Genomic DNA, 23,484 nt, shown 5'->3' with positions numbered 1-23,484 from the left:
GCGCCCCGTTGGCCGAGGATATCCGCAAGCTCCTGCTCGCCGCCTTCGACGTCGAGCACCGGGAGCACGTCGCGGCGATCCGCGGGGCGCTCGGCAGCGCCACGCCGGACTGGAACGACGTCTTTCGCCGCGCCCACAGCCTGAAGGGCGCCTCCCGCGCCGTCGATCTCCCGGCGGTCGAGGCGGTGGCCCACCGTCTCGAGACGCTGTTCGAGGGCGTGCGCACCGGCACCACCGCCCTCGACCGCGAGGCGGCCAACGCCGTCCACCTCGCCCTCGACCGGATCGAGTCCTACGTCGCCGGCCTCACGGACGGGTCCGGTCCGGACATGCCGGCCGACGCCCTGGCGGCCCTCGGCCACGTCCTCCGGCTCCCGGGCGAGACGCCGCCGGCACAACCCTCATCACCCGCCCCGCCTGCCGCACCGCCCCCCGCTCCGCTGCCGGATCCGAGTCCGAGCCCGCCACCGGGGCCCCCCGCCGCGCCGACACAGGCTGACCCCGCGCCGAAACCCGGCTCCGAGCCGCCGGAGGCCTCCGCGGCGATCCTGCGGGTGCCGGCGGAGGCCGTCGAGGCGCTGGCCCGGGCGAGCCACGATCTCGCCAGCACCCTGGCCGGCCAGGCGCCCGCGGCCGACGGCCTCGCCCGGCTCGCCCGCCTGGCCCGCGACCTGCGCGTCGGCGCCGAGGCCCTCGCGGCCGGGGCCGGCGCGGAGCGGCCCGAGTGGCGCGCCCTCGCGGCGCGCGCGGGCGCCTTCGCCCGGGAGGCCGCGGACCTGTCGCGGCGCCAGGCCTCCGCGACCAGCGCGGTCGAGGGCGCCGCGACCCGCGTCCGCGCCGCCGCCGAGCGCCTCGCCCTGGTCCCGGCCGAGACCGTCCTGGCCCCCCTCGCCCGGTCGCTGCGCGAGACCGCCCGGGAGCAGGGCCGCGAGGTCGATCTCACGTTGCGGGGCCTCGACCTGCCGGTGGAGCGCGGCACGCTGCAGGCGCTGAAGGATCCGCTGCTCCACGCCCTGCGCAACGCCCTCAGCCACGGCTGGCAGGCGCCGGAGGTGCGGCGCGCGGCCGGCAAGCCGGAGGCCCTGGGCCTCGGGCTGGAGGTCGCGGTGCGCGGCGCCCGCCTGCAGGTCACCGTGTTCGACGACGGGCCCGGCCCCGACCTCGCCCGGATCGAGGCGGCGGCCCGCGAGCGCGGCCTTCTCGGCCCCGCTTCCGCGGCCGAACCCGACACCCTGCTGCGCCTCGTGTTCGAGCCCGGCTTCTCCACCGCCGAGGCGGTCGACACCCTGTCGGGGCGCGGCTACGGCCTCTCGGTGGCCGCGGACGCCGCCCGCCAGCTCATGGGCAGCGTCCGCCTGGAGCCGCGCGACCCGGCCGGCACCGCCCTGATCTTCAGCCTGCCGCTCTCGGCGGCCCGGCGCAGCCTGCTGCTGGTCGAGGCGGCCGGGCGCAGCTACGCCCTCCCCGGGGGCGCCGTGGAGCGCCTCCTGCGCCTGCGGCGCGACGACCTGCCGGTCGCCATGGGCCGGACGATCGTGCGCCTCGGTGACGGGGACGCCGCGACGAGCCACCCGGTGACGGACCTCGCCGCGATCCTCGGACAGGTCGCCGACCCGGCCGATCCCGGCACGCTGACCGCCGTCGTCCTGCGGACCGGCGGCGGCCGTCTGGCCCTGGCGGTCGACCGCCTGCACGACGTCCGTCCGTTCCTGGTCCTGCCCGCGCCGGATTTCGGCGCCGATCCGGGTCTGATCGCCGGCACGGCGGTGCTGAACGGGGACGTGCCGGTGCTGGTCCTCGACCCCGAGGGGCTCGCTTCGCGCGCCCAGGCCGGGACAACGGGCGGCGCGCTCGGAACGATGGCGCCGGCTCCACGTTCGACGACTCACGCCGCGGCGGCCGCGTCCGCGCGCGCGACCATCCTGGTCGTCGACGATTCGATCACCACCCGGACTCTGGAGAAGGGAATCTTGGAAGCCGCCGGCTACCGCGTGGTCGTCTGCGTCGACGGGCAGGACGCCCTCGACCGGCTGCGCGCCGAGATCGAGCCCGTGAACCTGGTGCTCGCCGACGTGGAGATGCCGCGCCTCGACGGGTTCGGCCTCCTGAAGGCCCTGCGGGCCGACGAGCGCTTCGCCCGGCTCCCGGCGATCCTGATGACCTCCCGCGGGGACGCCGCCGACGTCGCCCGGGGCCTGGATCTCGGCGCCGACGCCTACCTGACCAAGCAGAAGTTCGACCAGCGCCAGCTGCTGGATACGATCGGGCAGCTCCTATGACCCCCGTCCGTGTGATGCTCGTGGAGGACAGCCTCGTGGTGCGCGAGCTGCTGCGCCACATCGTCTCCCGCGATCCCCGCCTCGAGCTCGTGGCCGCGGTCGCCTCCGGCGAGGAGGCCCTCGACAAGCTCCGGACCGTGCGGCCGGACGTGATCTCGATGGACATCCGTCTGCCGGGGATCGACGGGCTGGAGACGACCCGCCGGATCATGGCCGAGCACCCGACCCCGATCGTCGTCGTCGCAGATTCGGTCGAGGATAACTCGCTGCGCATCTCGATGAACGCGCTCCGGGCCGGGGCCCTGTCGGTCGTCGAGAAGCCCGTGGCTACGACCCATGCCGGCTACGAGGGCGTGGCCGGCGAGATCTGCACGCAGCTGCGGATCATGGCCCAGGTTCCGGTCATCCGCCGCCGGCCGATCGGCACCGAGTGGGCCGGCCGCTCCGCCGTCGCGCCCCAGGCGCCGCTGGCCGACCTGTCCGGGCAGGCCCCGAGCCTCCTGGGCATCGCCGCCTCGACGGGCGGTCCCCCGGCGCTGGCGCGGGTGATCGGCGCCCTGCCCAAGGACTTCCCGCTGCCGGTCCTGGTCGTCCAGCACATGGGCGCGGCCTTCATGGACGGGTTCGCCAGCTGGCTCGACAGCGTCGTCGCCCTCCCGGTCTCCCTCGCCCAGGACGGCGAGCGCGCCGAACCCGGCCGGGTCTACGTGGCCCCGGGCGACCGCCACCTGGAGATCGGCTCCGGCCGGATCCTGCGGGTGATCGATTCCGCGCCGGTCTCCGGCCAGCGCCCGGCCGCCACCGTGCTGTTCCGGTCCATGGCCCGGCAATCCGGACCCTCCGGCATCGGCGTGCTGCTGACCGGCATGGGCGAGGACGGGGCCCTGGGCCTCGCCGACATGCACCGGGCCGGCGCCCAGACCGTGGCCGAGCACGAGAGCACCGCCGTCGTCTACGGCATGCCGGCGGCGGCCGTGCGTCTCGGGGCCGCCCGCGCCGTCCTGCCCCTCGACCGCGTCGCCGACCACGTCCTGCGCCTCGTGGATGCGGGGGCGCGGCCGTGAGCGAGGCCGGCACGGCGGAGGTGCCGGCCCGGATCCTGCTGGTCGAGGATTCGGAGACGCAGGCCCTGGAACTGCGCCTGCTGCTGGAGGCGCACGGCTTCGCGGTGGAGCGCTGCGCCTCCGCCGAGACCGCCCTCGATCACCTCAATCGCAGCCAGCCCGACCTCGTGGTGGCCGATTACCACCTGCCGGGCATGAACGGCGACGAGCTGATCCGGCAGATGCGCCTGTCCCTGCGCACCCGGGCCCTGCCCGTGCTGATGCTGACCGGCGGCAGCGGCGGCGAGCGCCAGGGCCTGGAGAGCGGCGCCGACGCCTACCTGCCGAAATCCGCCGACCGCGACCTGATGATCCTGCGGATCCGCGCCCTGCTGCGCGAGCGCCGGCCGACGACCGACGGCGAGGGGCCGGGCGCGGCCGCGTTCCGGCGCGGGCGGGTCCTGGTGATCGACGGCAGCGCCACCTACCGGACCTTCCTCGCCGGCGTGATGGGCCAGGACGGCCACCACGTGGCGAGCGTCGACGGGCCGGAGGCGGCCCTGGCCGCCCTGGACGCGGCCGCCGGCGACGAGGCCTTCGACTGCGTGACGGTCGATCTCCTGGGGCACGCCTATGACGGCCTCGCCCTGTGCCGGGCGATCAGCCAGCGGCGCTCGGGACAGGCGGCCGGCGCGGGCTTCCACCTCGTCGGCATCGCCGGCAGCGATCCCGCCAAGGACTTCCTCGTCGAAGCCTACGCGGCCGGCGCCGACGACGTGGTCTCGAAGACCGACGCCGAGGTCCTGGCCCTGCGGGTCCGCGGCTTCGTGCGGCGGCGGCTCCTGGAGGAGGACGACCGGCGCATCGCCGGCCAGTTCGGCGAGCGCGAGCGGGCGGTGGAGCGCGCCCGCGCGGAGGCCGACGCAGCCGAGGCCCGAGCGGGCCTCGCTGACGCCCTGGAGCGGGCCAACCGCGACCTCGCCGACGCCAACCGCCAGCTCACCGAGGCGCAGTCCAAGCTCGTCCAGGCCGCCAAGATGGCCTCGCTCGGCGAGCTGGTGGCGGGGATCGCCCACGAGATCAACAATCCCCTGGCCTTCATCCTGGCCCACCAGGGCACCGTTGAGCGCCTGCTCGGCGAGTTGCCGGGCGCCGCTCCGGAGGCCGCCACCCGCGCCATCGACAAGGCCCGGCAGCGGGTCGGCTCGATGCGGATGGGGCTGACCCGCATCCAGGATCTGGTGCTGAACCTCCGGAAGTTCTCGCGCCTCGACGAGGGCGAGCGCGCCCTGGTCAACGTGCCGGAGGCGATCGAGACGGTGCTCGCGCTGATCCAACACAAGCTCGGCGAGCGCATCGCCGTGGAGCGCAGCTTCACGGGCCGCGCCGAGATCCACTGCACCCCGGCGCTGCTCAACCAGGTGGTGATGAACATCCTGGGCAACGCCGCCGACGCCATGCCGGAGGGCGGCACGATCCGGATCACGACCCAGTCGAACCCCGAACTCGACGAGATTCGCATCAGCGATACCGGGCCCGGCATCCCGGATACGCTGCGTGAGAAGATCTTCGAGCCGTTCTTCACGACGAAACCGGTCGGATCCGGCACGGGCCTGGGTCTTGCGATTGCCTACAGCGTCGTTCAAGCGCATAGCGGCTCGCTCACCGTGGAGACGGCCCCGGGTGGGGGAGCCTGCTTCGTGATCGGGATCCCGCGGCAGGCGGCCAGTGCATGAGTGACGGTACGGCAGGTGTAGGGACGATCCTGGCCGTCGACGACGAGCCGGACATCCTGATCGCCCTGGAGGACCTGTTCGAGGATTCCTACCGGGTTCTGACGACCTCGCGCCCGGCCGAGGCGCTGGAGATCCTGCGCGCCGAACCCGACATCGCCGTCGTGCTCTCGGACCAGCGGATGCCGGGCCTCACCGGCGACGCGCTCCTCGCCGAGGCCCGCACCTTCCACGACGCGCAGGCGATCCTGCTGACCGGCTACGCCGACATCACCGCGGTGATTGCCGCCCTCAACCGCGGCGGCATCGTCGGCTACGTCACCAAGCCCTGGGACGCGGGCCTGCTCCGCTCCACCGTCCGGCAGGCCTTCGAGCGCCACCGCCTCGGCCGGGACCTCGCCACAGAGCGGGCTCTCCTGCGCGGCCTCCTCGACCACGCCCAGGACGCGATCAGCTTCAAGGACGCGGAGGGCCGCTTCGTCCGGCTGAACGGCCGCAAGGCAGCCCTCCTCGGCCACGACGTCGCCGCCAGCCTCGGGCGGCGCGAGGACGAACTTCTCGGCCCGAAGGCCGAGCCCGTGACGGCGGCGGACGCGGCCGCGATCCGGTCCGGGGCGGTGGCCGAGAGCCTGATCAGCGACGGCCCGACCGGCGCCGAGCAGTGGAGCCACGTGACGCGGGTGCCGATCCGCGACGCGGGCGGGGCGATCAGCCACCTCGCGACGATCGAGCGCGACGTGACCGAGCAGCGGACCCTGGAGGCGCGCCTGCGCCAGTCCGACAAGATGCAGGCGCTGGGCACCCTCGCGGGCGGCATCGCGCACGATTTCAACAACCTGCTGACCGCGATCCTCGGCAGCCTCGAGCTCGCCGGCCCGAAGGTCGCCGACCAGCCGCGGGTCCAGCGCCTGATCGAGAACGCCCGGGGCGCCGCCGAGCGCGGGGCGTCCCTGACCAAGCGCCTCCTGAGCTTCAGCCGCGCCCACGACCTCCAGGCGCGCGCCGTCGACGTGAACACCCTGATCTCCGGGATGAGCGACCTGTTCGGGCGCAGCCTCGGCGGCCTCGTGACGGTCCGGACCGACCTCGCGGACGGCCTGCCGGCGGTCCAGGTCGATCCGGACCAGCTCGAACTCGCCGTGCTCAACCTCTGCATCAACGCCCGCGACGCCATGCCGGAGGGAGGCGCGATCACGGTCGCGACGCGCCGGCTCGCGATCAGCGGCGATCCCGAGATCGCCGACGGCACCTATCTCGGCATCAGCGTCACCGACGAGGGCACCGGCATCCCGGAGGAGATCCTGCGCCGGGTCTGCGAGCCGTTCTTCACCACCAAGGCCGTCGGCCAGGGCACCGGGCTCGGCCTCGCCATGGTGTTCGGCCTCGCGCAGCAATCCAAGGGCCGGCTGGCGATCGACAGCGTGGTCGGTCGGGGCACCCGCGTGGAGCTCGCCCTCCCCTTCGCCGATCAGGCGCCCGAGCAGGCGCCCGAGGCCGCCGGCACCGTCCCGGTCGCCGGCCGGCGGGCCCGCGTCCTAATCGTCGACGACGATTCGCAGGTGCGCCACGTGACGGCCTCGTTCCTCACCGGCTTCGGCCACAGCACCACGGAAGCCGGCGACGGCGAGGCCGCGCTCCGGCTCCTCGAGGCGGACCGCTACGACATCGTCGTCGCCGACCTCGCCATGCCCGGCATGAGCGGCATCGAGCTGGCCGCCGAGATCCGCGAGCGCGATCCGCGCCTGCCGGTCCTGATCCTCACCGGACATGCCGAGGCGATGCAGATCCCCGACGACCTGCCGGTGCTCACGAAGCCGTTCCGCTCCGCGGACCTCGCGGCCCGGGTCGCCACGCTGCTCGACGGCGGAGCCGGACCCGTCGGCTGACGGGGGCTTGCAACCAATCGGTTGCCGGCTCATTCTCTCCTCGTGGGCCCCGCAGGCCCCGGGTTACGAAGAGGAGGTGGACCATGAGCAATCACGGCATCTTCCCGCGCCGCAGGCGTGACAACGATCTCGACCAGGACGGTCCACCGGACGAGTCCCGGCAGGGATAGGGGTTTTCGGAGCGCGGCGCGGTGGAGTTCCCGGCCTGTCTGAGACGGGCCGCCAGGGCGAGCTCCCGCGACCATCCGAGACGTGGACCCTGCTTCAGACCCGTCGGCGCGAGCCGGCGGGTTTTTTGTTGTTCGCGCGTCGTCATGGCGATCGCGGCGAGGAGCCGAAACGCGAGAAGCCGCCCCGGAGGGTCCGGGACGGCTTCTCAAAGACTAGGAGCGACGGGACGCTCCGTGCCGATCAGGCGGCTTCGGAGACCTGGCTCGGACCGGAATCCTTGCCGCGGGCCTCGACGTCGCGGTCGACGAACTCGATCACCGCGAGCGGGGCGTTGTCGCCCTGGCGGAAGCCCGCCTTCATGATCCGGCAGTAGCCGCCCGGACGGCCCTTGTAGCGCGGGCCGAGGACGGTGAAGAGCTTCTTGACCATGTCGGCGTCGCGGAGCTGCGCCATGGCGAGGCGGCGGGTGTGCACGCTGTCGATGCGGCCCAGCGTGATCAGCTTCTCGACGACCGGACGCAGGTCCTTCGCCTTCGGCAGGGTGGTGATGATCTGCTCGTGCTTGATCAGCGCGGCGGACATGTTGGCGAACATCGCCTTGCGATGCTCGGCGGTACGGTTGAAACGGCGGCCGCGGTAGGCGTGACGCATGGTGCTGGCTTCCTTCTCGTCTCGGCCGCCGTGCCACGGTACGGCCGGGTGCCCCGGGAACGGGGCGGTTGATGTCCGCGTAACCCCGCGGCGGGATTCGTTCGGGACTTGGCGTCGTCGCCGCGGGTCCCGGGCCTGGATGGGCCGAACCGGCGGCGCGGTGCGGCGCCGCCCGGTTCAGCTCGAGGCGGCTTCGCCTCTCAGTAGTGTTCCTCGAAGCGCTTGGCGAGATCCTCGATGTTCTCCGGCGGCCAGCCGGGGATGTCCATGCCGAGATGCAGGCCCATGCCAGCGAGCACTTCCTTGATCTCGTTGAGCGATTTGCGGCCGAAGTTCGGGGTCCGCAGCATCTCGCCCTCGGACTTCTGGATGAGGTCGCCGATGTAGACGATGTTGTCGTTCTTCAGGCAGTTCGCCGAGCGGACCGACAGCTCCAGCTCGTCGACCTTCTTGAGCAGCGCCGGGTTGAAGGGCAGCTGCGGCGCGAGCGGCGCGGCCTCTTCCTTGCGCGGATCCTCGAAGTTCACGAAGACCTGCAGCTGGTCCTGGATGATGCGCGCCGCGTAGGCGAGCGCGTCCTCCGGCGAGACCGCGCCGTTGGTCTCGACCGTCATGGTCAGCTTGTCCTTGTCGAGATCCTGGCCCTCGCGGGTCGTCTCGACGCGGTAGCTGACCTTGGTGACCGGCGAGAACAGCGAGTCGACCGGGATCAGGCCGATCGGCGCGTCCTCGGGACGGTTGCGCTCGGCCGGGACGTAGCCCTTGCCGGTTGCGACCGTGAACTCCATGCGGATCTCGGCGCCGTCGTCGAGGGTGCAGATCACGAGGTCGGGGTTCAGGATCTGGATGTCGCCGACCGTGCCGATGTCACCGGCGGTGACGAGGCCCGGGCCGGTCTTGCGCAGGGTCATGCGCTTGGGCGCGTCGGTCTGCGAGCGGATCGCGATGGTCTTGATGTTGAGGACGATGTCGGTGACGTCCTCGCGCACGCCCGGGATCGACGAGAACTCGTGCAGAACGCCGTCGATCTGCACCGAGGTCACGGCGGCGCCTTGGAGCGACGACAGGAGCACGCGGCGCAGGGCGTTGCCCAGCGTCGTGCCGAAGCCGCGCTCGAGCGGCTCGGCGACGACCGTGGCGACCCGCTTCGGGTCGTCGCCGGTCGTGACCTGCAGCTTGTTCGGCTTGATCAGTTCCTGCCAATTCTTCTGAATGACCACGATCCTACCTCTCGTCCTTGCCCGGGATCCGCGACGCCCGTCCCCGCGCTTCGGCCACTCGGTGCCGCCCCCTGGCGCCCCGAACGGTCCCTGAAATCCGTATCCGCCGTTACTCGCCGCCGACCCACAGCACCGGCACGAAGCTGTAGCCAGCCCCATCCCGATCCACGTAGCCGAGCGCCGGGAACTCGAGATGGCCGCCGGCGATGAGCGTGCGCTCGCGAGCCACCTCGTCCAGGATCCGCTTGCGCGTCTCCCGCGCTTGGTCGCCGTCGACGTCGAAGCCGACGCCGGCCTCCGGGTTCTTGAACTGGATCGCCGGCAGGTGCACCACGTCGGTCCACATCATCAGCGCCTGTCCACCGGAGACGATGCGGAAACCGCAATGGCCCGGCGTGTGGCCGGGCAGATGGACCGCCGTGATCCCCGGAAGGACCTCGCCGCCGCGGTGCTCGCGCACCTTGCCGGCGTAGGGAGTCAGGGACTTGCGGGCGCCCTCGAAGTAGGGCTTCGCGGCCTCCGGCGCCTTGGCCAGGGCCTCGTCCGGAAGCCAGTGTGCCGCCTCGTCGGCGTGCAGCACGATCTCGGCGTTCGGGTAGCGCGCCGCGCCGTCCTTCACGAGACCGCCGACATGGTCGGGGTGCAGGTGACTGACCAGCACCGTGCCGATCTCCTCCGGCGCGACGCCGGTCGACGCGAGCGCCGCCCCGGCCCGGCCGAGGGTCGGCGCCGGCGCGAGATCGCCGTAGCCCGTGTCGATCAGGGTCGGCTTGAGGCCGGGGCCCGTGATCAGGAAGGCGTTCAGCGTGATCTTGGGTTGCTCGGTGCGGAAGCCCGCCACCTGGAGCCGCCCAGCCTCCTCCTTGGAGATGCCCGTGACGAGATCGAGGCTGGCCTGAAACCAGCCGTCATTGAGCGCGGTGACCGTGAGGTCCCCGAGGTTCCAACGCAGCACGCCCGGAAGCGGCTTCGATCCCGTCATGAACTTCTCCGTCAAGAGGCTTCGATCAGACGCGGCGGCGCTTGCGCGGCCGGCAGCCGTTGTGCGGGATCGAGGTGACGTCGCGGATCGAGGTCACCGTGAAGCCCGCGGCCTGCAGGGCGCGGAGCGCCGACTCGCGGCCCGAACCCGGACCGGACACCTCGACCTCGAGGGTGCGCATGCCGTGCTCGGCGGCCTTGCGGCCAGCATCCTCGGCGGCGACCTGGGCGGCGTACGGGGTCGACTTGCGCGAGCCCTTGAAGCCCATCGCACCGGCGGACGACCACGAGATCGTGTTGCCCTGCGCGTCCGTGATGGTGATCATCGTGTTGTTGAACGAGGCGTTCACGTGGGCGACGCCCGACACGATGTTCTTGCGCTCGCGGCGGCGGACGCGTTGCGGTTCCTTAGCCATTCTGGTCTCACTCTTCCTTCAGACACGCCCGTAACACCAGGCGCTCGGGATTCTTTTTGGGACTTGGCCGGAGCACCCGTGCAGGGCGGTCGAGCCGGCGCCGGACCCGTTGCGGGACACCTGGCGCGACGGGAAGGAGGCCGAGCGGAGCACGGCCTCCCAGTTCCAAAAACTTACTTCTTCTTGCCGGCGATCGGCTTCGCCTTGCCCTTGCGGGTGCGGGCGTTGGTGTGGGTGCGCTGGCCGCGGACCGGCAGCTGCTTGCGGTGACGCAGACCGCGATAGGCGCCGAGATCCATCAGGCGCTTGATGTTCATCGAGACTTCGCGGCGCAGGTCGCCCTCGACGAGGTAGTCGCGATCGATCGTCTCGCGGATCGACAGAACCTCGGCGTCGGTCAGCTGGTTGACGCGACGCTCGGCGGGGATGTTCACCTTCTGGGTGATTTCCTCGGCCTTCTTGGCGCCGATGCCGTGGATGTACTGGAGCGCGATGACGACGCGCTTGTTGGTCGGGATGTTGACGCCTGCGATACGGGCCACGATCACTCTCCATATGGGACCCGGGGATCCGGGCCGCTATCGCGCGCGTCCGGTGGAGGCCGGCCCCTGCGCACGTGAAACGACGACGCGGCCCGCGGGCGGCCCTGGACAGGGCACCTCGGACCATCGTTCGGTTGGACGAAGGAGGGCCTGCTAGCGCGCGGGCGGCCCGTTGTCAACGACGGGTCGGCACGGCCTCGCCCCGTCACGCGCGCGTCGGGGCGCCCTGGGATCTGGTCGAGGAGCGGAGATGGCGGTTCTGACGAGCGACGGCGCGACCCTGCGGGCGTTCGCCGATTCGGTGCTGCGCGCCGCCGAGGAGACCCTGGAGGAGGTCATGCCGGTGACGCTGGCGGTGATCGGCGGCGTTCTCGCCGAGGCGGAGCCCGGCTCGGTCGCGCTGCAGGACGCGGATGACGGTCCGCCCCTGCTCTGGGCGACCTTCGCCGGTCGCCGCATGGTGTTCCACTACAACACGATGACGGCGATGATCGAGCTGCGCGACGGCACCGCGGAGGGCTACCCGCTCCGGCTGTTCGGCCACCGGTCGCTCCAGATGGACGTCGTCAATTTCTTCGGCAGCCTCCGCAGGGAGGGGCGGATCTGAGCCACGCCCCCGACGGGCGGCCGCCCGCGCCTCAGCGAAAGCCCTGATTCCGCAGCCGGCACGTGCGGCCCATGTCCTGGTAGCCCGCCGGGCAGCGGCGGGCGCAAGTCCCCGCCAGATACTTCAGCGGCGGCCGGCAGGCGTTGCGGAACCGCTTCTGGCCGTAAACGAAGGACTGGGCCGGACTCTGCGCGAAGGCCGGCAGCGGCGGGAGGGCCACCGCGAGCAGGAGGGAGGCGGTGGCGAGGAGGCGGACGGTCATGGCGTTTCCGATCGTGGACCCGCCCCATAACCCCCAGGGACACCGCCGGGTTCACGGGCGCGCCGAAACGGTCGGTCAGCGCGCCGCGATCGCCCTCAGGAGGCGACGCGCTCCTCGTGCGGCTCCAGTGTCGCCATCAGGTCGGCCGTGACCTTGTCGATCGGCTGCATGCCGTCGATGGTCTCCAGCATGCCCTTCTGCGCGTAATAGGCGGAGAGGGGCGCCGTCTGGGCGCGGTATGCCTCGAGCCGCTGCTTGAACACCTCGGGGGTGTCGTCCTTCCGCACGGCCTGGCCGCGGGCCAGGGTCTCGGCGGCGCGCTTCTCGATGCGGCCGACCAGGGCGTTCTCGTCGACCTTCAGCTCGATGACGGCGGAGAGGCTCAAGCCCTTGCTCGCCAGCATCTCGCTGAGCGCTTCCGCTTGCGCGACCGTGCGCGGGAAGCCGTCGAGGATGAAGCCGCGGCGGGCGTCCGGCTCCTCGATCCGGTCGGCGACGATGCCGACCACGATCCGGTCGGAGACGAGACCGCCGGATTCCATCACCGCCTTGGCCTCGAGGCCGACCGGCGTGCCGGCGGCCACCGCGGCGCGCAGCATGTCCCCCGTCGACAGCTGCGGGATGCCGAAGCGCTGTACGATCCGCTCGGATTGCGTCCCCTTCCCCGCACCGGGCGGCCCGAGCAGAATGATGCGCATGGCGTTGTCCTCGTTCGGCCCACTCTCTCAGTGGGCACAAGCCGTGGTGGCGAAGCCTCCCTGGCATCGCCGGGTTCGGGGTTTTCTAGCCGGTCCGGGCCGGTGAGGCATCCAGACCTTTGGGCCAGAGGCGGGAGCGTCCTCGGAGTCCGGCCGCCTCTGTAGCAGGCTCAGCGCCGCCGTTGCGTGGTCGACGCGCCACGCAGCTTGGCCTTCTTCACGAGGCCCTCGTACTGATGGGCCATCAGGTGCCCGTGGACCTGCGCCACCGTGTCCATCGTGACCGAGACCACGATGAGCAGGGACGTGCCGCCGAAGCCGAGGCTGGCCGCGGCGTAGGACGACAGGATCTCCGGGCAGAGGCACACGAGGGTCAGGTACAGGGCGCCGATCACCGTGATGCGGGTCAGCACCTTGTCGATGAAGGCCGCGGTGCGCTCGCCCGGACGGATGCCCGGGATGAAGCCGCCATGCTTCTTCAGATTGTCGGCCGTCTCCTGCGGATTGAAGACGACTGCGGTGTAGAAGAACGTGAAGAAGATGATCAGCGCCGCGTAGAGCACCATGAACAGCGGGGTGCCGTGGCCGAGATAGGCCGTGACCGTGCCGAGCCAGCCCGTGGCGCCCCCGTTGGCCGAGAAGCTCGCGGCGGTCGCCGGCAGCAGCAGCAGCGACGAGGCGAAGATCGGCGGGATCACGCCCGAGGTGTTGAGCTTGAGCGGCAGGAACGAGGTCTGACCCTCGTACATCCGGTTGCCGACCTGGCGCTTCGGGTAGTTGATCAGGAGCCGGCGCTGGGCGCGCTCCATGAACACGATGAAGTAGACGAGCGCGACGGCGGCGACGCCGACGCCCAGGATGATCGCCGGGGACAGGGCGCCGGTGCGGCCGAGCTCGAGCGCGCCCGCGATCGCCACCGGCAGGTGGGCCACGATGCCGGCGAAGATGATCAGCGACGAGCCGTTGCCGATGCCGCGCGAGGTGATCTGCTCGCCGAGCCACATCAGGAACAGGGTTCCGCCCGTCAGGGTGATCACCGTCGAGGCCAGGAAGAAGGGACCCGGATCGATGGCGGCCGAGGAGCCCTGGAGGCCGATGGCGATGCCCCAGGACTGAACCAGCGCCAGCACCACCGTCAGGTAGCGGGTGTACTGGTTGATGACCTTGCGGCCCGACTCGCCCTCCTTCTTGAGCGCTTCCAGGCTCGGGATCACCGAGGTCAGGAGCTGCACGATGATCGAGGCCGAAATGTAGGGCATGATGTTCAGGGCGAAGATCGCCATGCGCTCCACGGCGCCGCCCGAGAACATGTTAAACAGGCCCAGCACGCCGCCCGCCTGCTGCTGGAAGTTCCGGGCGAACTGCTCCGGATCGATGCCGGGAATCGGGATGTACGTGCCCAGCCGGAACACCACGAGGGCGCCGAGCGTGAACCAGATGCGCTTCTTCAGCTCATCGGCCTTCGCGATCGCACCGAAATTGAGATTGGCGGCAAGCTGCTCGGCGGCTGAGGCCATAAGCGTCGCGTCCTGGAAGTGTCGCCGAGCGACCGGCGCCCGGATGAAATGAAAACGGCGGCCCGCGTGGTCGCAGGGCCGCCGCTCGAAGGATCGGCTTAAAGGGTGCGCGGAGCCCGTGCAACGGGTTCCGGAGTCGCTCCCGTCAGGCCGTGGCCGCCTCGCTGCCGCCGCGGGTGGAGGCACCCTGGGCGTAGACGGTGCTGACCGAGCCACCGGCCTTCTCGACCGCCTCGACGGCGGACTTGGAGGCGCGGGTCACCTCGAAGCTGAGCTTCGCGGTCAGCTCGCCGACGCCGAGCAGCTTCACGCCGTCGCGGGGACGGGCGATGATGCCGGCGGCGACCAGGCTCTCCACCGTCACGGTGGCGGCCTTGTCGAGCTTGCCCGCGTCGACGGCCTCCTGGATCCGGCCGAGGTTCACCTCGTTCAGGTCCTGGGCGTAGAGGTTGTTGAAGCCGCGCTTCGGCAGGCGACGATGCAGCGGCATCTGACCGCCCTCGAAGCCCTTGATGGACACGCCGGTCCGGGCCTTCTGACCCTTCACGCCGCGGCCCGCGGTCTTGCCCTTGCCGGAGCCGATGCCCCGGCCCACGCGCATCCGGTCCTTGGTGGCGCCGGGATTGTCGCTGATCTGGTTGAGCTTCATCGGGACCTCCTCACGCCACGTCGCCGTGGACGCGCACGAGGTGCGCAACCTTGCGGATCATGCCGCGCACGGAGGGGGTGTCCTCCAGCTCGGCCACGCGGTGGAGCTTGTTGAGCTTGAGGCCGATCAGCGTCTGGCGCTGGCTGGCCTCGCGGCGGATCGGCGAGCCGATCTGCTCGATGCGGACGGTCTTCTGTGCCATCGGACCCTCCCTTACGCGACCGCGGCTTCGGACTGGTCGGCCGGATCGGCATCGCGGCGACGCGACTGCAGCGTCGACACCTTGATGCCGCGGCGGGCCGCCACGGAGCGCGGGCTGTCCTCGTTCTTGAGCGCCTCGAAGGTGGCGCGCACGAGGTTGTAGGGGTTCGACGAACCCAGCGACTTGGCGACGACGTCCTGCATGCCGAGCGTCTCGAACACGGCGCGCATCGGGCCGCCGGCGATGATGCCGGTGCCCTGCGGGGCCGCGCGGAGGATCACCTTGCCTGCCCCGTGGCGGCCGTTGACGTCGTGGTGCAGGGTCCGGCCCTCGCGGAGGGAGACGCGGATCAGACCGCGCTTGGCGGCCTCGGTCGCCTTGCGGATGGCCTCCGGCACCTCGCGGGCCTTGCCGTGGCCGAAGCCGACGCGGCCCTTCTGGTCGCCGACGACGACGAGGGCGGCGAAGCCGAAGCGACGGCCGCCCTTGACGACCTTGGCGACGCGGTTGATGTGGACGAGCTTGTCCACGAACTCGCTGTCGCGCTCCTCGCGATCCTCGCGGCGGCCGCGGCCCCCGCCTTCACGTTCACGTGCCATGTTGTCTACCTGTCCATCTCACTGACGCGGCCGGCGGGGCCGCTCGCTCGATCGGGTTTCGGATATGCCGGGCGAAGAGGATCCGCCCGGCCCGCCGTCGTGACTTAGAACTCCAGGCCACCCTCGCGGGCGGCTTCGGCCACGGCGGCGACGCGGCCGTGGTAGATGTAGCCGGAGCGGTCGAAGATCACCTTCGTGACGCCCGCCGCCTTGGCGCGCTCGGCGACGAGCTTGCCCACCGCCTTGGCGGCGGCGACATCGGCGCCGGTCTTCAGTTCGCCCTTGAGCGCCTTGTCGATCGACGAGGCCGAGGCCAGCGTCTTGCCGGCGACGTCGTCGATGACCTGCACGTAGATCTGCTTCGACGAGCGGAACACCGAGAGCCGCGGACGGCCGTTGGCGGCCGCCCGCAGCGCGCGGCGGACGCGCGCCTTGCGGCGATCGAGGGCTTCGAGCTTGCGAGACATGATGCCCTCCTTACTTCTTCTTGCCTTCCTTGCGGAAGATGAACTCGCCCGCGTACTTCACGCCCTTGCCCTTGTAGGGCTCGGGTCCGCGGTAGTCGCGGATCTCGGCGGCGACCTGACCGACCTGCTGGCGGTTGATCCCGGAGATCGTGATCTCGGTGGGCTTCGGGGTAACGATCGTGATCCCGGCCGGGATCGCGTACTCGATGTCGTGGCTGTAGCCGAGCGACAGCTTGAGCGCCTTGCCGGCCATCGCGGCGCGATAGCCGACGCCGGTGATCTCGAGCTTCTTCTCGAAGCCCTTCGAAACACCCTCGGCGATGTTGGCGATCTGCGCCCGCGACGTGCCCCACAGGGAGCGCGCCGGCTTGGACTGGTTGACGGGCTGCACCTCGATGGCGCCGTCCTTCATCGCCACGTTGACGAGCGACGGAACGACGAACGACAGCTCGCCCTTCGAACCCTTCATCTTCACCGTCTGACCGGTGACCGTGGCGGTAACGCCGGCCGGTACGGGGACCGGCTTCTTGCCTACGCGAGACATGGGATAACCTCCTCCGTCCCGATCAGAACACGGTGCAGAGCACTTCACCGCCGACGTTGCGCTCACGCGCCTCGTGGTCGGCCATGACGCCCTGCGGGGTGGAGACGATGGTGACGCCGAGGCCGTCGGCCACGTGCGGCAACTCGCCGACCGACGAGTAGACCCGGCGGCCCGGCTTCGAGACGCGCTTGATCTCGCGGATCACGGGGCGCCCGTCGTAGTACTTGAGCTCGATGGCGAACTCGGTGCGGCCGTTGCCGAGGTCGGTCGCCGCGTAGTCGCGGATGTAGCCCTCGGACTTCAGGACGTCGAGGACGCTGGCGCGCAGGCGCGAGCCGGGCGTCTGGACGACGTTGCGACGGCGCAGCTGGCCGTTGCGGATGCGGGTGAGCATGTCGCCCACGGGATCGTTGACCATGGGGACCTCCTTACCAGCTCGACTTGACCAGGCCGGGGATCAGGCCCCGGTTGCCAAGCTCGCGCAGCGCCACGCGCGAGATGCCCATCTTGCGGTAGTAGGCGCGCGGACGGCCGGTCATGCCGCAACGGTTGCGGATGCGCGTGGCCGACGAGTTGCGCGGCAGTTCCGCGAGCTTGAGGCGCGCCTCGAAGCGCTCCTCCATCTCGAGGGCGTCGTTGTTGGCGATCTCGAGGAGCGCCTTCCGCTTGGCCGCGAAGCGCTTCACCAGCGCCTTGCGGGCCTCATTCTTCTCGACTGAGCTTTTCTTCGACATGTCGTCTATCTCCGGTGTCCGCGTCTGAGACCCGAGGGCCTCACTGCCGGAACGGGAACTTGAAGGCGGCGAGCAGCGCCTTGGCCTCGGCATCGGTCTTGGCGGTGGTCGCCACGACGATGTCCATGCCCCACATCTGCTCGGCCTTGTCGTAGGAGATCTCCGGGAACACGAGGTGCTCCTTGAGACCCAGGGCGTAGTTGCCGCGGCCGTCGAACGAGCGCGGGTTCAGGCCGCGGAAGTCACGCACGCGCGGCAGCGCGATGGTGATCAGCCGGTCCATGAACTCGTACATGCGCTGCTTGCGCAGGGTCACCTTGCAGCCGATCGGCATGCCCTCGCGGACCTTGAAGGTCGCGATGGCCTTGCGGGCCTTGGTGATGACCGGCTTCTGGCCGGCGATCAGGGCGAGGTCGCCCGCCGCCACCGAGGCCTTCTTCGAGTCCGCGGTGGACTCGCCGACGCCCATGTTGATCACGATCTTCGTGATCTGCGGCACTTCCATGGGGTTCTTGTAGCCGAACTCTTCGATCAGCTTCTGGCGAACCACCTCGTCGTAGTGCTTGCGCAGGCGCGGGGTGTAGGCGTTCTTGTCGGCCTCAGCCATCGATCTGATCCCCCGTGGTCTTGGCGAACCGGACCTTGCGCCCGTCTTCGAGGATGCGGAAACCCACGCGGGTCGGCTTGCCGTTGGCATCCGCGACCGCGATGTTCGAGAGCTGGATGGCGGCCTCCTTGGAGATGATGCCGCCTTCCTGGTTCTGGGTCTGCTTCTGGTGCTTCTTCACCAGGTTGATGCCGCGCACGAAGGCCCGGCCTTCCTTCGGCAGAACCTGGATCACCTCGCCCGACCGGCCCGAATCACGGCCGGTGAGCACGACGACCTTGTCGCCCTTCTTGATCTTGGCGGCCATTACAGCACCTCCGGAGCCAGGGAGATGATCTTCATGTGGTTGCGGGCGCGGAGCTCGCGCGGCACCGGTCCGAAGATACGGGTGCCGATCGGCTCCTTCTGATTGTTGATCAGGACCGCGGCGTTCTTGTCGAAGCGGATCACCGAACCGTCGGCGCGCTTCACGTCCTTCGCTGTGCGGACGACGACCGCCTTCATGACGTCGCCCTTCTTGACGCGACCGCGCGGGATCGCCTCCTTAACGGAGACGACGATCACGTCGCCGACGCCGGCATACTTGCGCTTCGACCCGCCGAGAACCTTGATGCACATCACACGGCGTGCACCCGAGTTGTCGGCGACGTCCAGATTCGTCTGCATCTGGATCACGTGCGTGACTCCTTGTTTCAGGCGGGTTTCCGCACACGGACGGTATTGCCCGGCGGACGACGCCTGATGGGGACCTGACGTCCCCGGCTCATGTGTTCGACCGCGCTGGCGGTGTCGTCAGACACCGGCGCGGTCACCGCGTTCACGGGGTGCGAGCACCCATCGGAAATGTCGCGAAGGCCGGGCGCATACTACGGGCCGCGGGTGATGGCAAGCGGAGCGGCGGGAAATCGTCGCCGCCGCATAGGGGGGCTGATCCGGCTTCGGGGCTGGTCCGCGGCGCCGCGCGGCTCGATCGCTGCGGTGCCCGCCCGTCCGGCCGCGGAACGCGAGCGCTGAACGTGCGACGACCGGCGCGCCTCTCGGCGCGCCGGTCGGTTGACGTGCAGCGTTCGGGGTCGATCAGATCGGTTGGCCGGCCGTCTCGAACAGGAATCCGTCGAGGCTCGGGATGGTGACCGAGGCTCCGCTCGCGGGCCTCGACAGGCGCCAGGGCCGCTCCGACCGGGCGCGAATCGCCTCGGACGGGCGAAGCCGCCGCATCAGGCCGTCCTCGCCGACCTCTTCGATCGCCAGGAAGCCGTAGACCTGCAGCCGCGAGGCGGTGAGCTTGAGGCCGCGATCCTCCGCGGCGACGACCATGCTGCCAGTCGCATAGACAGCGTCCAGGAGGGAGCGCTGCTCGCTGCGGCGACGGTTGCGCGCCTCCCGCTCGCCGGGGGCCTGGGCGGGAATCGGCCGCCGGAACGGAACGACGTTGCTGACCGCGACGCAACCCATACGCAACACCCTCGACGCGAACCTGCGGCGGCGAGTTGGCCGCCCGATGTGCGCGACAATTCGATGGATCGCTTTAATTCTCCGTAGACCGTGCCGGCGCGCACCTGCCCCGATCCGGTACGCCTTGCACGTGTGCCCCGGTAAATCGGTCGTGTCCCGCGAGCCGGCTCGGGCGCGTCGGCCGGCCGCTCCGTCACGGGGTGCGATGTGCCGCGACCTTGCCGGTATTCGTCAGCCGGGAGGCCAGCCCGTCGAGACCGGCGCAGAGGATGCCGTACACGGCACCGACGAAGAGGAAGATCTCGGCCGGGTAGACCATCGCGCGGTTGTTCACCTGCGCCGCCACGAAGGCGAGTTCGGGCACGCCGATCACGTAGGCGAGCGACGTGTCCTTGATGAGCGTGGTCCACTGGTTGACGAAGGACGGTGCCATGGCCCGCAGCGCCTGCGGGAGGACGACGAAGCGCAGGGTGCGCCAGAGGTCGAGGCCGAGCGCGAGGCCGGCCTCCCACTGACCACGGCCGACGCTCGCGATGCCCGCCGCCACCCCGTGGGACAGGTAGGCGCCTCCGACGAGCGACAGCGCCACCGCGACCGTGCCGATCTCGGGGATCGACACGCCGAACAGGATCGGCAGCAGGAAGTAGGTCCAGAAGATCAGCATCACGACCGGCACGGCGCGGAAGAAGCCGAGCCCGGCGGTGAGCGCTGCCCGGGCCGCGCCCGCGCTCACGGCCAGGGCGATGCCGAGGACGAGCCCGAGCGCGGCCGAGGCCAGGCCGGACAGGCCGGAGAGGATCAGCGTCAGGGCCAGCCCGCCGACCGGCCCGTCGGGCCAGGCCCCGACCATCAGGTAGCCGAGATTGTCGATGATGACCGATGGATTCATCGGTGCCGGCCCGGTCGACGGGCGCGGCGGTCGAGCATCTGCCCGGTCGTCTCCGCCGCGGCGGCCGCGCCGACGTAGAGCAGCGTCGCGATGCCGAAGGCCTGGAAGGTCTGGAAGGTCTCGGTCTCCACCTGCCGCGACGCGTAGGACAGCTCCGCGAGGCCGATCGTCATGGTCAGTGACGTGTTCTTGAGCGTGTTGAGGTACTGGCCGACGATCGGCAGCCAGGCGACGCGCAGGGCCTGGGGCAGAGCGATGTGGCGGAACGCCTGGACGGGCGTGAGGCCGAGGGCCAGGGCCGCCGCCCGCTGAGCGGGCCGGACGGCCCTGATGCCGGCGCGGAGTTCCTCGGCGATGTAGGCGCCCGCGTAGAGCGTGAGCCCGCAGAACCCGGCGAGGCTCTCGTAAGCGGGCCAGCGCAGGATCCCGAATCCCAGGTCCAGGACGTGCGGCGCGTTGAGCCAGGCCGTCACGCCCTGCGGCAGGGCGGCGGCCACCGCGAAGTACCAGACGAAGAGTTGCACCAGCAGCGGTGTGTTGCGGACGATGCCGACGGAGACGGCCACGACGCCGCGCCCCGCGCGCCCGCCCGCCTCGCGCAGCCCGCACGCCGCGAGGCCCAGCACCGCGCCGGCAAGACAGGTGGCCGCCGACAAGGTCAGGGTCGTCCCGAAGCCTTGCAGCAGCCAGACGAGGTAGCGCGGCGCGAGTGGATCGCCGAACAGCGCGGCCATCGTCGTCGTGCCGCCCCGGTCAGGGACGGTCCCCGATCCGGAACAGGCGCGGCAGCGGCTGCTCGGTCGCGGGCCCGAACCAGCGATCGTAGATCGCCGCCGCCCTGCCGCTCGACTCCAGGCCGCGCAGGGTCTCGTTCACGCGGTCCCGGAGCCGCGCCTCATCCTTCGGGATGCCGACGCCGATATAGTCGTTGGAGATGCTGAAGGCGGGGATCTCGTAGTTCTGCCGGTCCGGCACCTTCGCGAGCAGCCCGACCAGTTTCGGGCCGTCCTGCGTGATCGCCTGGACATTGCCGTTGCGCAGGGCCGTGAATGCGAAGGGCGTGTCGTCGAAGGCGACCACGACCGCCTTCGGGAAGTCGCGGCGCAGGACGATCTCGTTGGTGGTGCCCTTGTCTGCACCGATTCGAAGCCCATTGAGCTGCTCCGGCGACGACAGGGTGCCCTTCTTGGCCAGGAACTGCTGGCCGGAGGCGAAGTACGGGATGCTGAAATCGAGCTGCCTGGCCCGCTCGTCCGTGATAGTGAAGTTCGCCAGAACCAGATCGACCTTGCCGGAGGTCAGCAGCGGGATACGATTCGCCGGGTTGGTGGGCCGGATCTCCAGCTTGACGCCGAGCGCGTCGGCGATGGCCTGCGCGTAGTCGACGTCGAGGCCGGCGATCCGTTTCCTCGCGGGATCGACGAAGCCGAACGGCGGGTTGCTGTCGAAGGCGGCGACCCGGAGAACGCCGGCCTTTCTGATGTCGTCCAGACGGTCGGCCGTTGCGGGGCCGACCGACAGGAGGGTCGCGAGAACGAGGGCGAAGAGGCGGCGCACGGGTGACTCCGTCGAATGGTTCGGGGCCGGTACAGGCAGAGCGATGATCAAATATCGCGAATATTGCAGTCTAAACCGCGTCGGACTCCTGAGTTGAGGTATAAATCGATCTTGTCTTCGCTCTTTGCGCAAAGTCAGAGGATGCCAGTCGGATTTATCTCGACCGCCGCCACATTTTCATCTTTGGAGAACGCGAAAATCAACGGAGAAAGATTCTATTTTTTCCTCGCGGGTGGGCGCCGCTCGCCGAAAGATCTGGCGGCTGCGGGGCAGATTTTCCTGCCGCGCCCGGGCACGGCCCGAGGCTGCGCCGAAGTCCCGCCGCGACTTGACCGGCCTGCCCCGGCTTCCGTTGACGGGACAAGGCGCCGTGCGCGATAGCGGTCCCTCGGCTCCGCCGTCGCGAAGGCTCGCCGATCGCGGGCGCCGTGCGCGCCCTTGACCGATCCTTAACCTCCGCCGCGGTGCAGTTTTCTGCCGTGACCGCATTGACCTGCGGCGCAACGGCGTCTAGAAGCGCGCCACTTCGGACGGCCATCGGCTGCCGACGGCCCTTGGGCGCAACCCCGGAAGCCGCCGCCATCGCCCCGAGCGCTCCGAGGGTTCAAATCGCCTGACGCTGTAAGTCAGATCCGTAGGTACGAGCGCGTTCGTTTCGGGCGTGCTCCTCTGCCCACACCGCGCCGAGGGTCCGTGACAGGCCCTCCGGCGCATATTCGTTTTGCGGACTGCCCTGCGCAGTTCGGACTAGGTGACCGAGGAAGAGGGCACAGGATGCCGACGATCAACCAGCTGATCGCCCAGCCGCGGAAGATCCAGCGGAGCCGCAACAAGGTTCCGGCGCTCGACGCTTGCCCGCAGAAGCGCGGCGTCTGCACCCGCGTTTACACGACGACCCCGAAGAAGCCGAACTCGGCGCTCCGGAAGGTCGCCAAGGTGCGCCTCACCAACGGTTTCGAGGTGATCGGCTACATCCCGGGCGAGGGTCACAACCTTCAGGAGCACTCCGTGGTGATGATCCGCGGCGGCCGCGTGAAGGATCTTCCGGGTGTGCGCTACCACATCCTGCGCGGCGTGCTCGACACGCAGGGCGTGAAGAACCGCAAGCAGCGCCGGTCGAAGTACGGCGCCAAGCGTCCGAAGTAAGTCGGACGCCCGGATATTTCCCGGGCGCCGGTACGCGTTTCCACGGCCTCGCAAGGATGTCGCCGGCCTCAGGGCTAAGGCGGCCTGCGCGGGGCGCTTAAGATCTTTTCGTTCGAGAGTCTCAGAAGATGTCCCGTCGTCACTCTGCCGAGAAGCGTGAGATCATCCCGGACCCGAAGTACGGGGACGTGGTGCTGACGAAGTTCATGAACTCCATCATGTACGAGGGCAAGAAGTCGACCGCCGAGCGGATCGTCTACGGTGCCTTCGACATCGTCGAGAACCGCGCCCGGGCCAACCCGATCGAGGTGTTCCGCGCCGCGCTCGACAACGTCGCCCCGATGATCGAGGTCCGCTCCCGCCGCGTCGGCGGCGCGACCTACCAGGTCCCCGTCGAGGTCCGCACCGAGCGCCGTCAGGCTCTCGCGATCCGCTGGCTGATCCAGGCCGCGCGTTCGCGCAACGACCGCACCATGGTCGAGCGCCTCTCGGCCGAGCTGCTCGACGCCGCGAACAACCGCGGCAACGCCGTCAAGAAGCGCGAAGACACGCACCGGATGGCGGAAGCCAACCGCGCCTTCTCGCACTACCGCTGGTAAGCGGTTCCGCCGTCTCTCAGGAGCAATTCG

The 23,484-nt window shown here is 70.4% G+C and carries 29 protein-coding genes; 7 read left to right on the top strand and 22 right to left on the bottom strand.

The window, feature by feature from the left end:
* The first annotated feature begins 8 nt into the window (after positions 1 to 8).
* Genes ACX9MN_RS14255 through ACX9MN_RS14240 form a run of 4 tightly spaced genes read left to right on the top strand, consistent with a single transcriptional unit; the run spans position 9 to position 6,941 of the window.
* Positions 9 to 2,279 (top strand): hybrid sensor histidine kinase/response regulator, encoded by a 2,271-nt coding sequence (locus ACX9MN_RS14255; protein ID WP_489724740.1) that lies wholly within the window; start codon positions 9 to 11, stop codon positions 2,277 to 2,279.
* Positions 2,276 to 3,343 carry a chemotaxis-specific protein-glutamate methyltransferase CheB gene (cheB, locus tag ACX9MN_RS14250; protein WP_026605430.1) on the top strand — a complete coding sequence of 356 codons (1,068 nt, stop codon included), beginning with the start codon at positions 2,276 to 2,278 and terminating at the stop codon, positions 3,341 to 3,343. The genes ACX9MN_RS14255 and cheB overlap by 4 nt, the downstream gene beginning before the upstream one ends.
* Positions 3,340 to 5,058: a response regulator gene (locus ACX9MN_RS14245; RefSeq protein ID WP_091683613.1), complete on the top strand. Its 1,719-nt coding sequence runs from the start codon at positions 3,340 to 3,342 to the stop codon at positions 5,056 to 5,058. Before cheB ends, ACX9MN_RS14245 begins: the two co-directional genes overlap by 4 nt.
* A complete protein-coding gene (locus ACX9MN_RS14240) occupies positions 5,055 to 6,941 on the top strand; it encodes a response regulator (RefSeq protein ID WP_489724739.1) in 1,887 nt (628 codons plus the stop codon). Before ACX9MN_RS14245 ends, ACX9MN_RS14240 begins: the two co-directional genes overlap by 4 nt.
* A 411-nt stretch (positions 6,942 to 7,352) precedes the next feature.
* Here ACX9MN_RS14240 and rplQ read toward each other — a convergent pair whose 3' ends face one another.
* From rplQ to rpsM, 5 genes are all read right to left on the bottom strand, one after another.
* Complete coding sequence (gene rplQ, locus ACX9MN_RS14235; RefSeq protein WP_020096288.1) at positions 7,353 to 7,763, bottom strand: 50S ribosomal protein L17; 411 nt, start codon at positions 7,761 to 7,763, stop codon at positions 7,353 to 7,355.
* A 200-nt stretch (positions 7,764 to 7,963) separates the two neighbouring features.
* Complete coding sequence (locus ACX9MN_RS14230; RefSeq protein ID WP_010686165.1) at positions 7,964 to 8,983, bottom strand: DNA-directed RNA polymerase subunit alpha; 1,020 nt, start codon at positions 8,981 to 8,983, stop codon at positions 7,964 to 7,966.
* Between the two features lie 109 nt (positions 8,984 to 9,092).
* Positions 9,093 to 9,965: an MBL fold metallo-hydrolase gene (locus ACX9MN_RS14225; protein ID WP_427510831.1), complete on the bottom strand. Its 873-nt coding sequence runs from the start codon at positions 9,963 to 9,965 to the stop codon at positions 9,093 to 9,095.
* A gap of 25 nt (positions 9,966 to 9,990) precedes the next feature.
* Complete coding sequence (rpsK, locus tag ACX9MN_RS14220; RefSeq protein ID WP_010686167.1) at positions 9,991 to 10,380, bottom strand: 30S ribosomal protein S11; 390 nt, start codon at positions 10,378 to 10,380, stop codon at positions 9,991 to 9,993.
* Positions 10,381 to 10,553: 173 nt separating this feature from the next.
* Complete coding sequence (rpsM, locus tag ACX9MN_RS14215) at positions 10,554 to 10,922, bottom strand: 30S ribosomal protein S13 (protein ID WP_010686168.1); 369 nt, start codon at positions 10,920 to 10,922, stop codon at positions 10,554 to 10,556.
* Positions 10,923 to 11,172: 250 nt separating this feature from the next.
* Between rpsM and ACX9MN_RS14210 the strand changes: the two genes are divergently transcribed.
* Positions 11,173 to 11,529, top strand: coding sequence for a hypothetical protein (locus ACX9MN_RS14210; protein ID WP_489724738.1), 357 nt, complete (start codon positions 11,173 to 11,175; stop codon positions 11,527 to 11,529).
* Between the two features lie 31 nt (positions 11,530 to 11,560).
* On the opposite strand, the gene ACX9MN_RS14205 is transcribed toward ACX9MN_RS14210, so the two are convergent.
* The 17 genes from ACX9MN_RS14205 to ACX9MN_RS14125 all read right to left on the bottom strand — a co-directional run bounded on the left by ACX9MN_RS14205 (position 11,561) and on the right by ACX9MN_RS14125 (position 21,709).
* Positions 11,561 to 11,791 (bottom strand): hypothetical protein, encoded by a 231-nt coding sequence (locus ACX9MN_RS14205; protein ID WP_020096284.1) that lies wholly within the window; start codon positions 11,789 to 11,791, stop codon positions 11,561 to 11,563.
* Positions 11,792 to 11,886: 95 nt separating this feature from the next.
* Positions 11,887 to 12,489, bottom strand: coding sequence for an adenylate kinase (locus tag ACX9MN_RS14200; RefSeq protein ID WP_020096283.1), 603 nt, complete (start codon positions 12,487 to 12,489; stop codon positions 11,887 to 11,889).
* Between the two features lie 170 nt (positions 12,490 to 12,659).
* Positions 12,660 to 14,006 (bottom strand): preprotein translocase subunit SecY, encoded by a 1,347-nt coding sequence (secY, locus tag ACX9MN_RS14195; protein WP_020096282.1) that lies wholly within the window; start codon positions 14,004 to 14,006, stop codon positions 12,660 to 12,662.
* Positions 14,007 to 14,151: 145 nt separating this feature from the next.
* The gene (gene rplO / locus ACX9MN_RS14190; protein ID WP_091683605.1) at positions 14,152 to 14,655 is read right to left on the bottom strand and encodes a 50S ribosomal protein L15; all 504 of its coding nucleotides are present in this window, start codon (positions 14,653 to 14,655) and stop codon (positions 14,152 to 14,154) included.
* A 10-nt stretch (positions 14,656 to 14,665) separates the two neighbouring features.
* Positions 14,666 to 14,857, bottom strand: coding sequence for a 50S ribosomal protein L30 (gene rpmD / locus ACX9MN_RS14185; protein WP_056531230.1), 192 nt, complete (start codon positions 14,855 to 14,857; stop codon positions 14,666 to 14,668).
* An 11-nt stretch (positions 14,858 to 14,868) separates the two neighbouring features.
* Positions 14,869 to 15,456 (bottom strand): 30S ribosomal protein S5, encoded by a 588-nt coding sequence (gene rpsE / locus ACX9MN_RS14180; protein ID WP_012319173.1) that lies wholly within the window; start codon positions 15,454 to 15,456, stop codon positions 14,869 to 14,871.
* A gap of 104 nt (positions 15,457 to 15,560) precedes the next feature.
* A complete protein-coding gene (gene rplR, locus ACX9MN_RS14175) occupies positions 15,561 to 15,923 on the bottom strand; it encodes a 50S ribosomal protein L18 (protein ID WP_020096279.1) in 363 nt (120 codons plus the stop codon).
* A 10-nt stretch (positions 15,924 to 15,933) separates the two neighbouring features.
* Entirely contained in the window at positions 15,934 to 16,467 is a 534-nt protein-coding gene (gene rplF, locus ACX9MN_RS14170) for a 50S ribosomal protein L6 (RefSeq protein ID WP_020096278.1), read from the bottom strand.
* A gap of 22 nt (positions 16,468 to 16,489) precedes the next feature.
* Positions 16,490 to 16,885, bottom strand: a complete 396-nt coding sequence (gene rpsH / locus ACX9MN_RS14165; RefSeq protein WP_010686178.1) for a 30S ribosomal protein S8 — start codon at positions 16,883 to 16,885, stop codon at positions 16,490 to 16,492.
* 10 nt (positions 16,886 to 16,895) lie between these two features.
* Positions 16,896 to 17,201 (bottom strand): 30S ribosomal protein S14, encoded by a 306-nt coding sequence (rpsN, locus tag ACX9MN_RS14160; RefSeq protein WP_010686179.1) that lies wholly within the window; start codon positions 17,199 to 17,201, stop codon positions 16,896 to 16,898.
* Positions 17,202 to 17,241: 40 nt separating this feature from the next.
* A complete protein-coding gene (rplE, locus tag ACX9MN_RS14155) occupies positions 17,242 to 17,808 on the bottom strand; it encodes a 50S ribosomal protein L5 (RefSeq protein ID WP_020096277.1) in 567 nt (188 codons plus the stop codon).
* On the bottom strand, positions 17,801 to 18,115 hold the full coding sequence (rplX, locus tag ACX9MN_RS14150) for a 50S ribosomal protein L24 (RefSeq protein WP_012319178.1): 315 nt from the start codon (positions 18,113 to 18,115) through the stop codon (positions 17,801 to 17,803). Before rplX ends, rplE begins: the two co-directional genes overlap by 8 nt.
* Positions 18,115 to 18,483: a 50S ribosomal protein L14 gene (rplN, locus tag ACX9MN_RS14145; RefSeq protein ID WP_010686182.1), complete on the bottom strand. Its 369-nt coding sequence runs from the start codon at positions 18,481 to 18,483 to the stop codon at positions 18,115 to 18,117. The genes rplX and rplN overlap by 1 nt, the downstream gene beginning before the upstream one ends.
* A gap of 402 nt (positions 18,484 to 18,885) precedes the next feature.
* Positions 18,886 to 19,263 carry a hypothetical protein gene (locus ACX9MN_RS14140; RefSeq protein WP_091683603.1) on the bottom strand — a complete coding sequence of 126 codons (378 nt, stop codon included), beginning with the start codon at positions 19,261 to 19,263 and terminating at the stop codon, positions 18,886 to 18,888.
* A gap of 193 nt (positions 19,264 to 19,456) precedes the next feature.
* Positions 19,457 to 20,152, bottom strand: coding sequence for an amino acid ABC transporter permease (locus tag ACX9MN_RS14135; protein ID WP_489724737.1), 696 nt, complete (start codon positions 20,150 to 20,152; stop codon positions 19,457 to 19,459).
* Positions 20,149 to 20,886 carry an amino acid ABC transporter permease gene (locus tag ACX9MN_RS14130; RefSeq protein WP_489724736.1) on the bottom strand — a complete coding sequence of 246 codons (738 nt, stop codon included), beginning with the start codon at positions 20,884 to 20,886 and terminating at the stop codon, positions 20,149 to 20,151. Before ACX9MN_RS14130 ends, ACX9MN_RS14135 begins: the two co-directional genes overlap by 4 nt.
* Before the next feature lie 19 nt (positions 20,887 to 20,905).
* Positions 20,906 to 21,709 carry an ABC transporter substrate-binding protein gene (locus ACX9MN_RS14125; protein ID WP_489724735.1) on the bottom strand — a complete coding sequence of 268 codons (804 nt, stop codon included), beginning with the start codon at positions 21,707 to 21,709 and terminating at the stop codon, positions 20,906 to 20,908.
* A 774-nt stretch (positions 21,710 to 22,483) separates the two neighbouring features.
* On the opposite strand from ACX9MN_RS14125, the gene rpsL reads away from it, so the two are divergent.
* Together rpsL and rpsG are read left to right on the top strand one after the other, a co-directional pair.
* Positions 22,484 to 22,855 (top strand): 30S ribosomal protein S12, encoded by a 372-nt coding sequence (rpsL, locus tag ACX9MN_RS14120; RefSeq protein ID WP_007557568.1) that lies wholly within the window; start codon positions 22,484 to 22,486, stop codon positions 22,853 to 22,855.
* Between the two features lie 128 nt (positions 22,856 to 22,983).
* On the top strand, positions 22,984 to 23,454 hold the full coding sequence (gene rpsG / locus ACX9MN_RS14115; RefSeq protein ID WP_012319183.1) for a 30S ribosomal protein S7: 471 nt from the start codon (positions 22,984 to 22,986) through the stop codon (positions 23,452 to 23,454).
* Positions 23,455 to 23,484 lie beyond the last annotated feature (30 nt).

This window comes from Methylobacterium sp. 1A (assembly GCF_058072805.1).
Note: the sequence above shows the minus strand (reverse complement) of the source record. Positions and strands in the feature narration are given on the sequence as shown.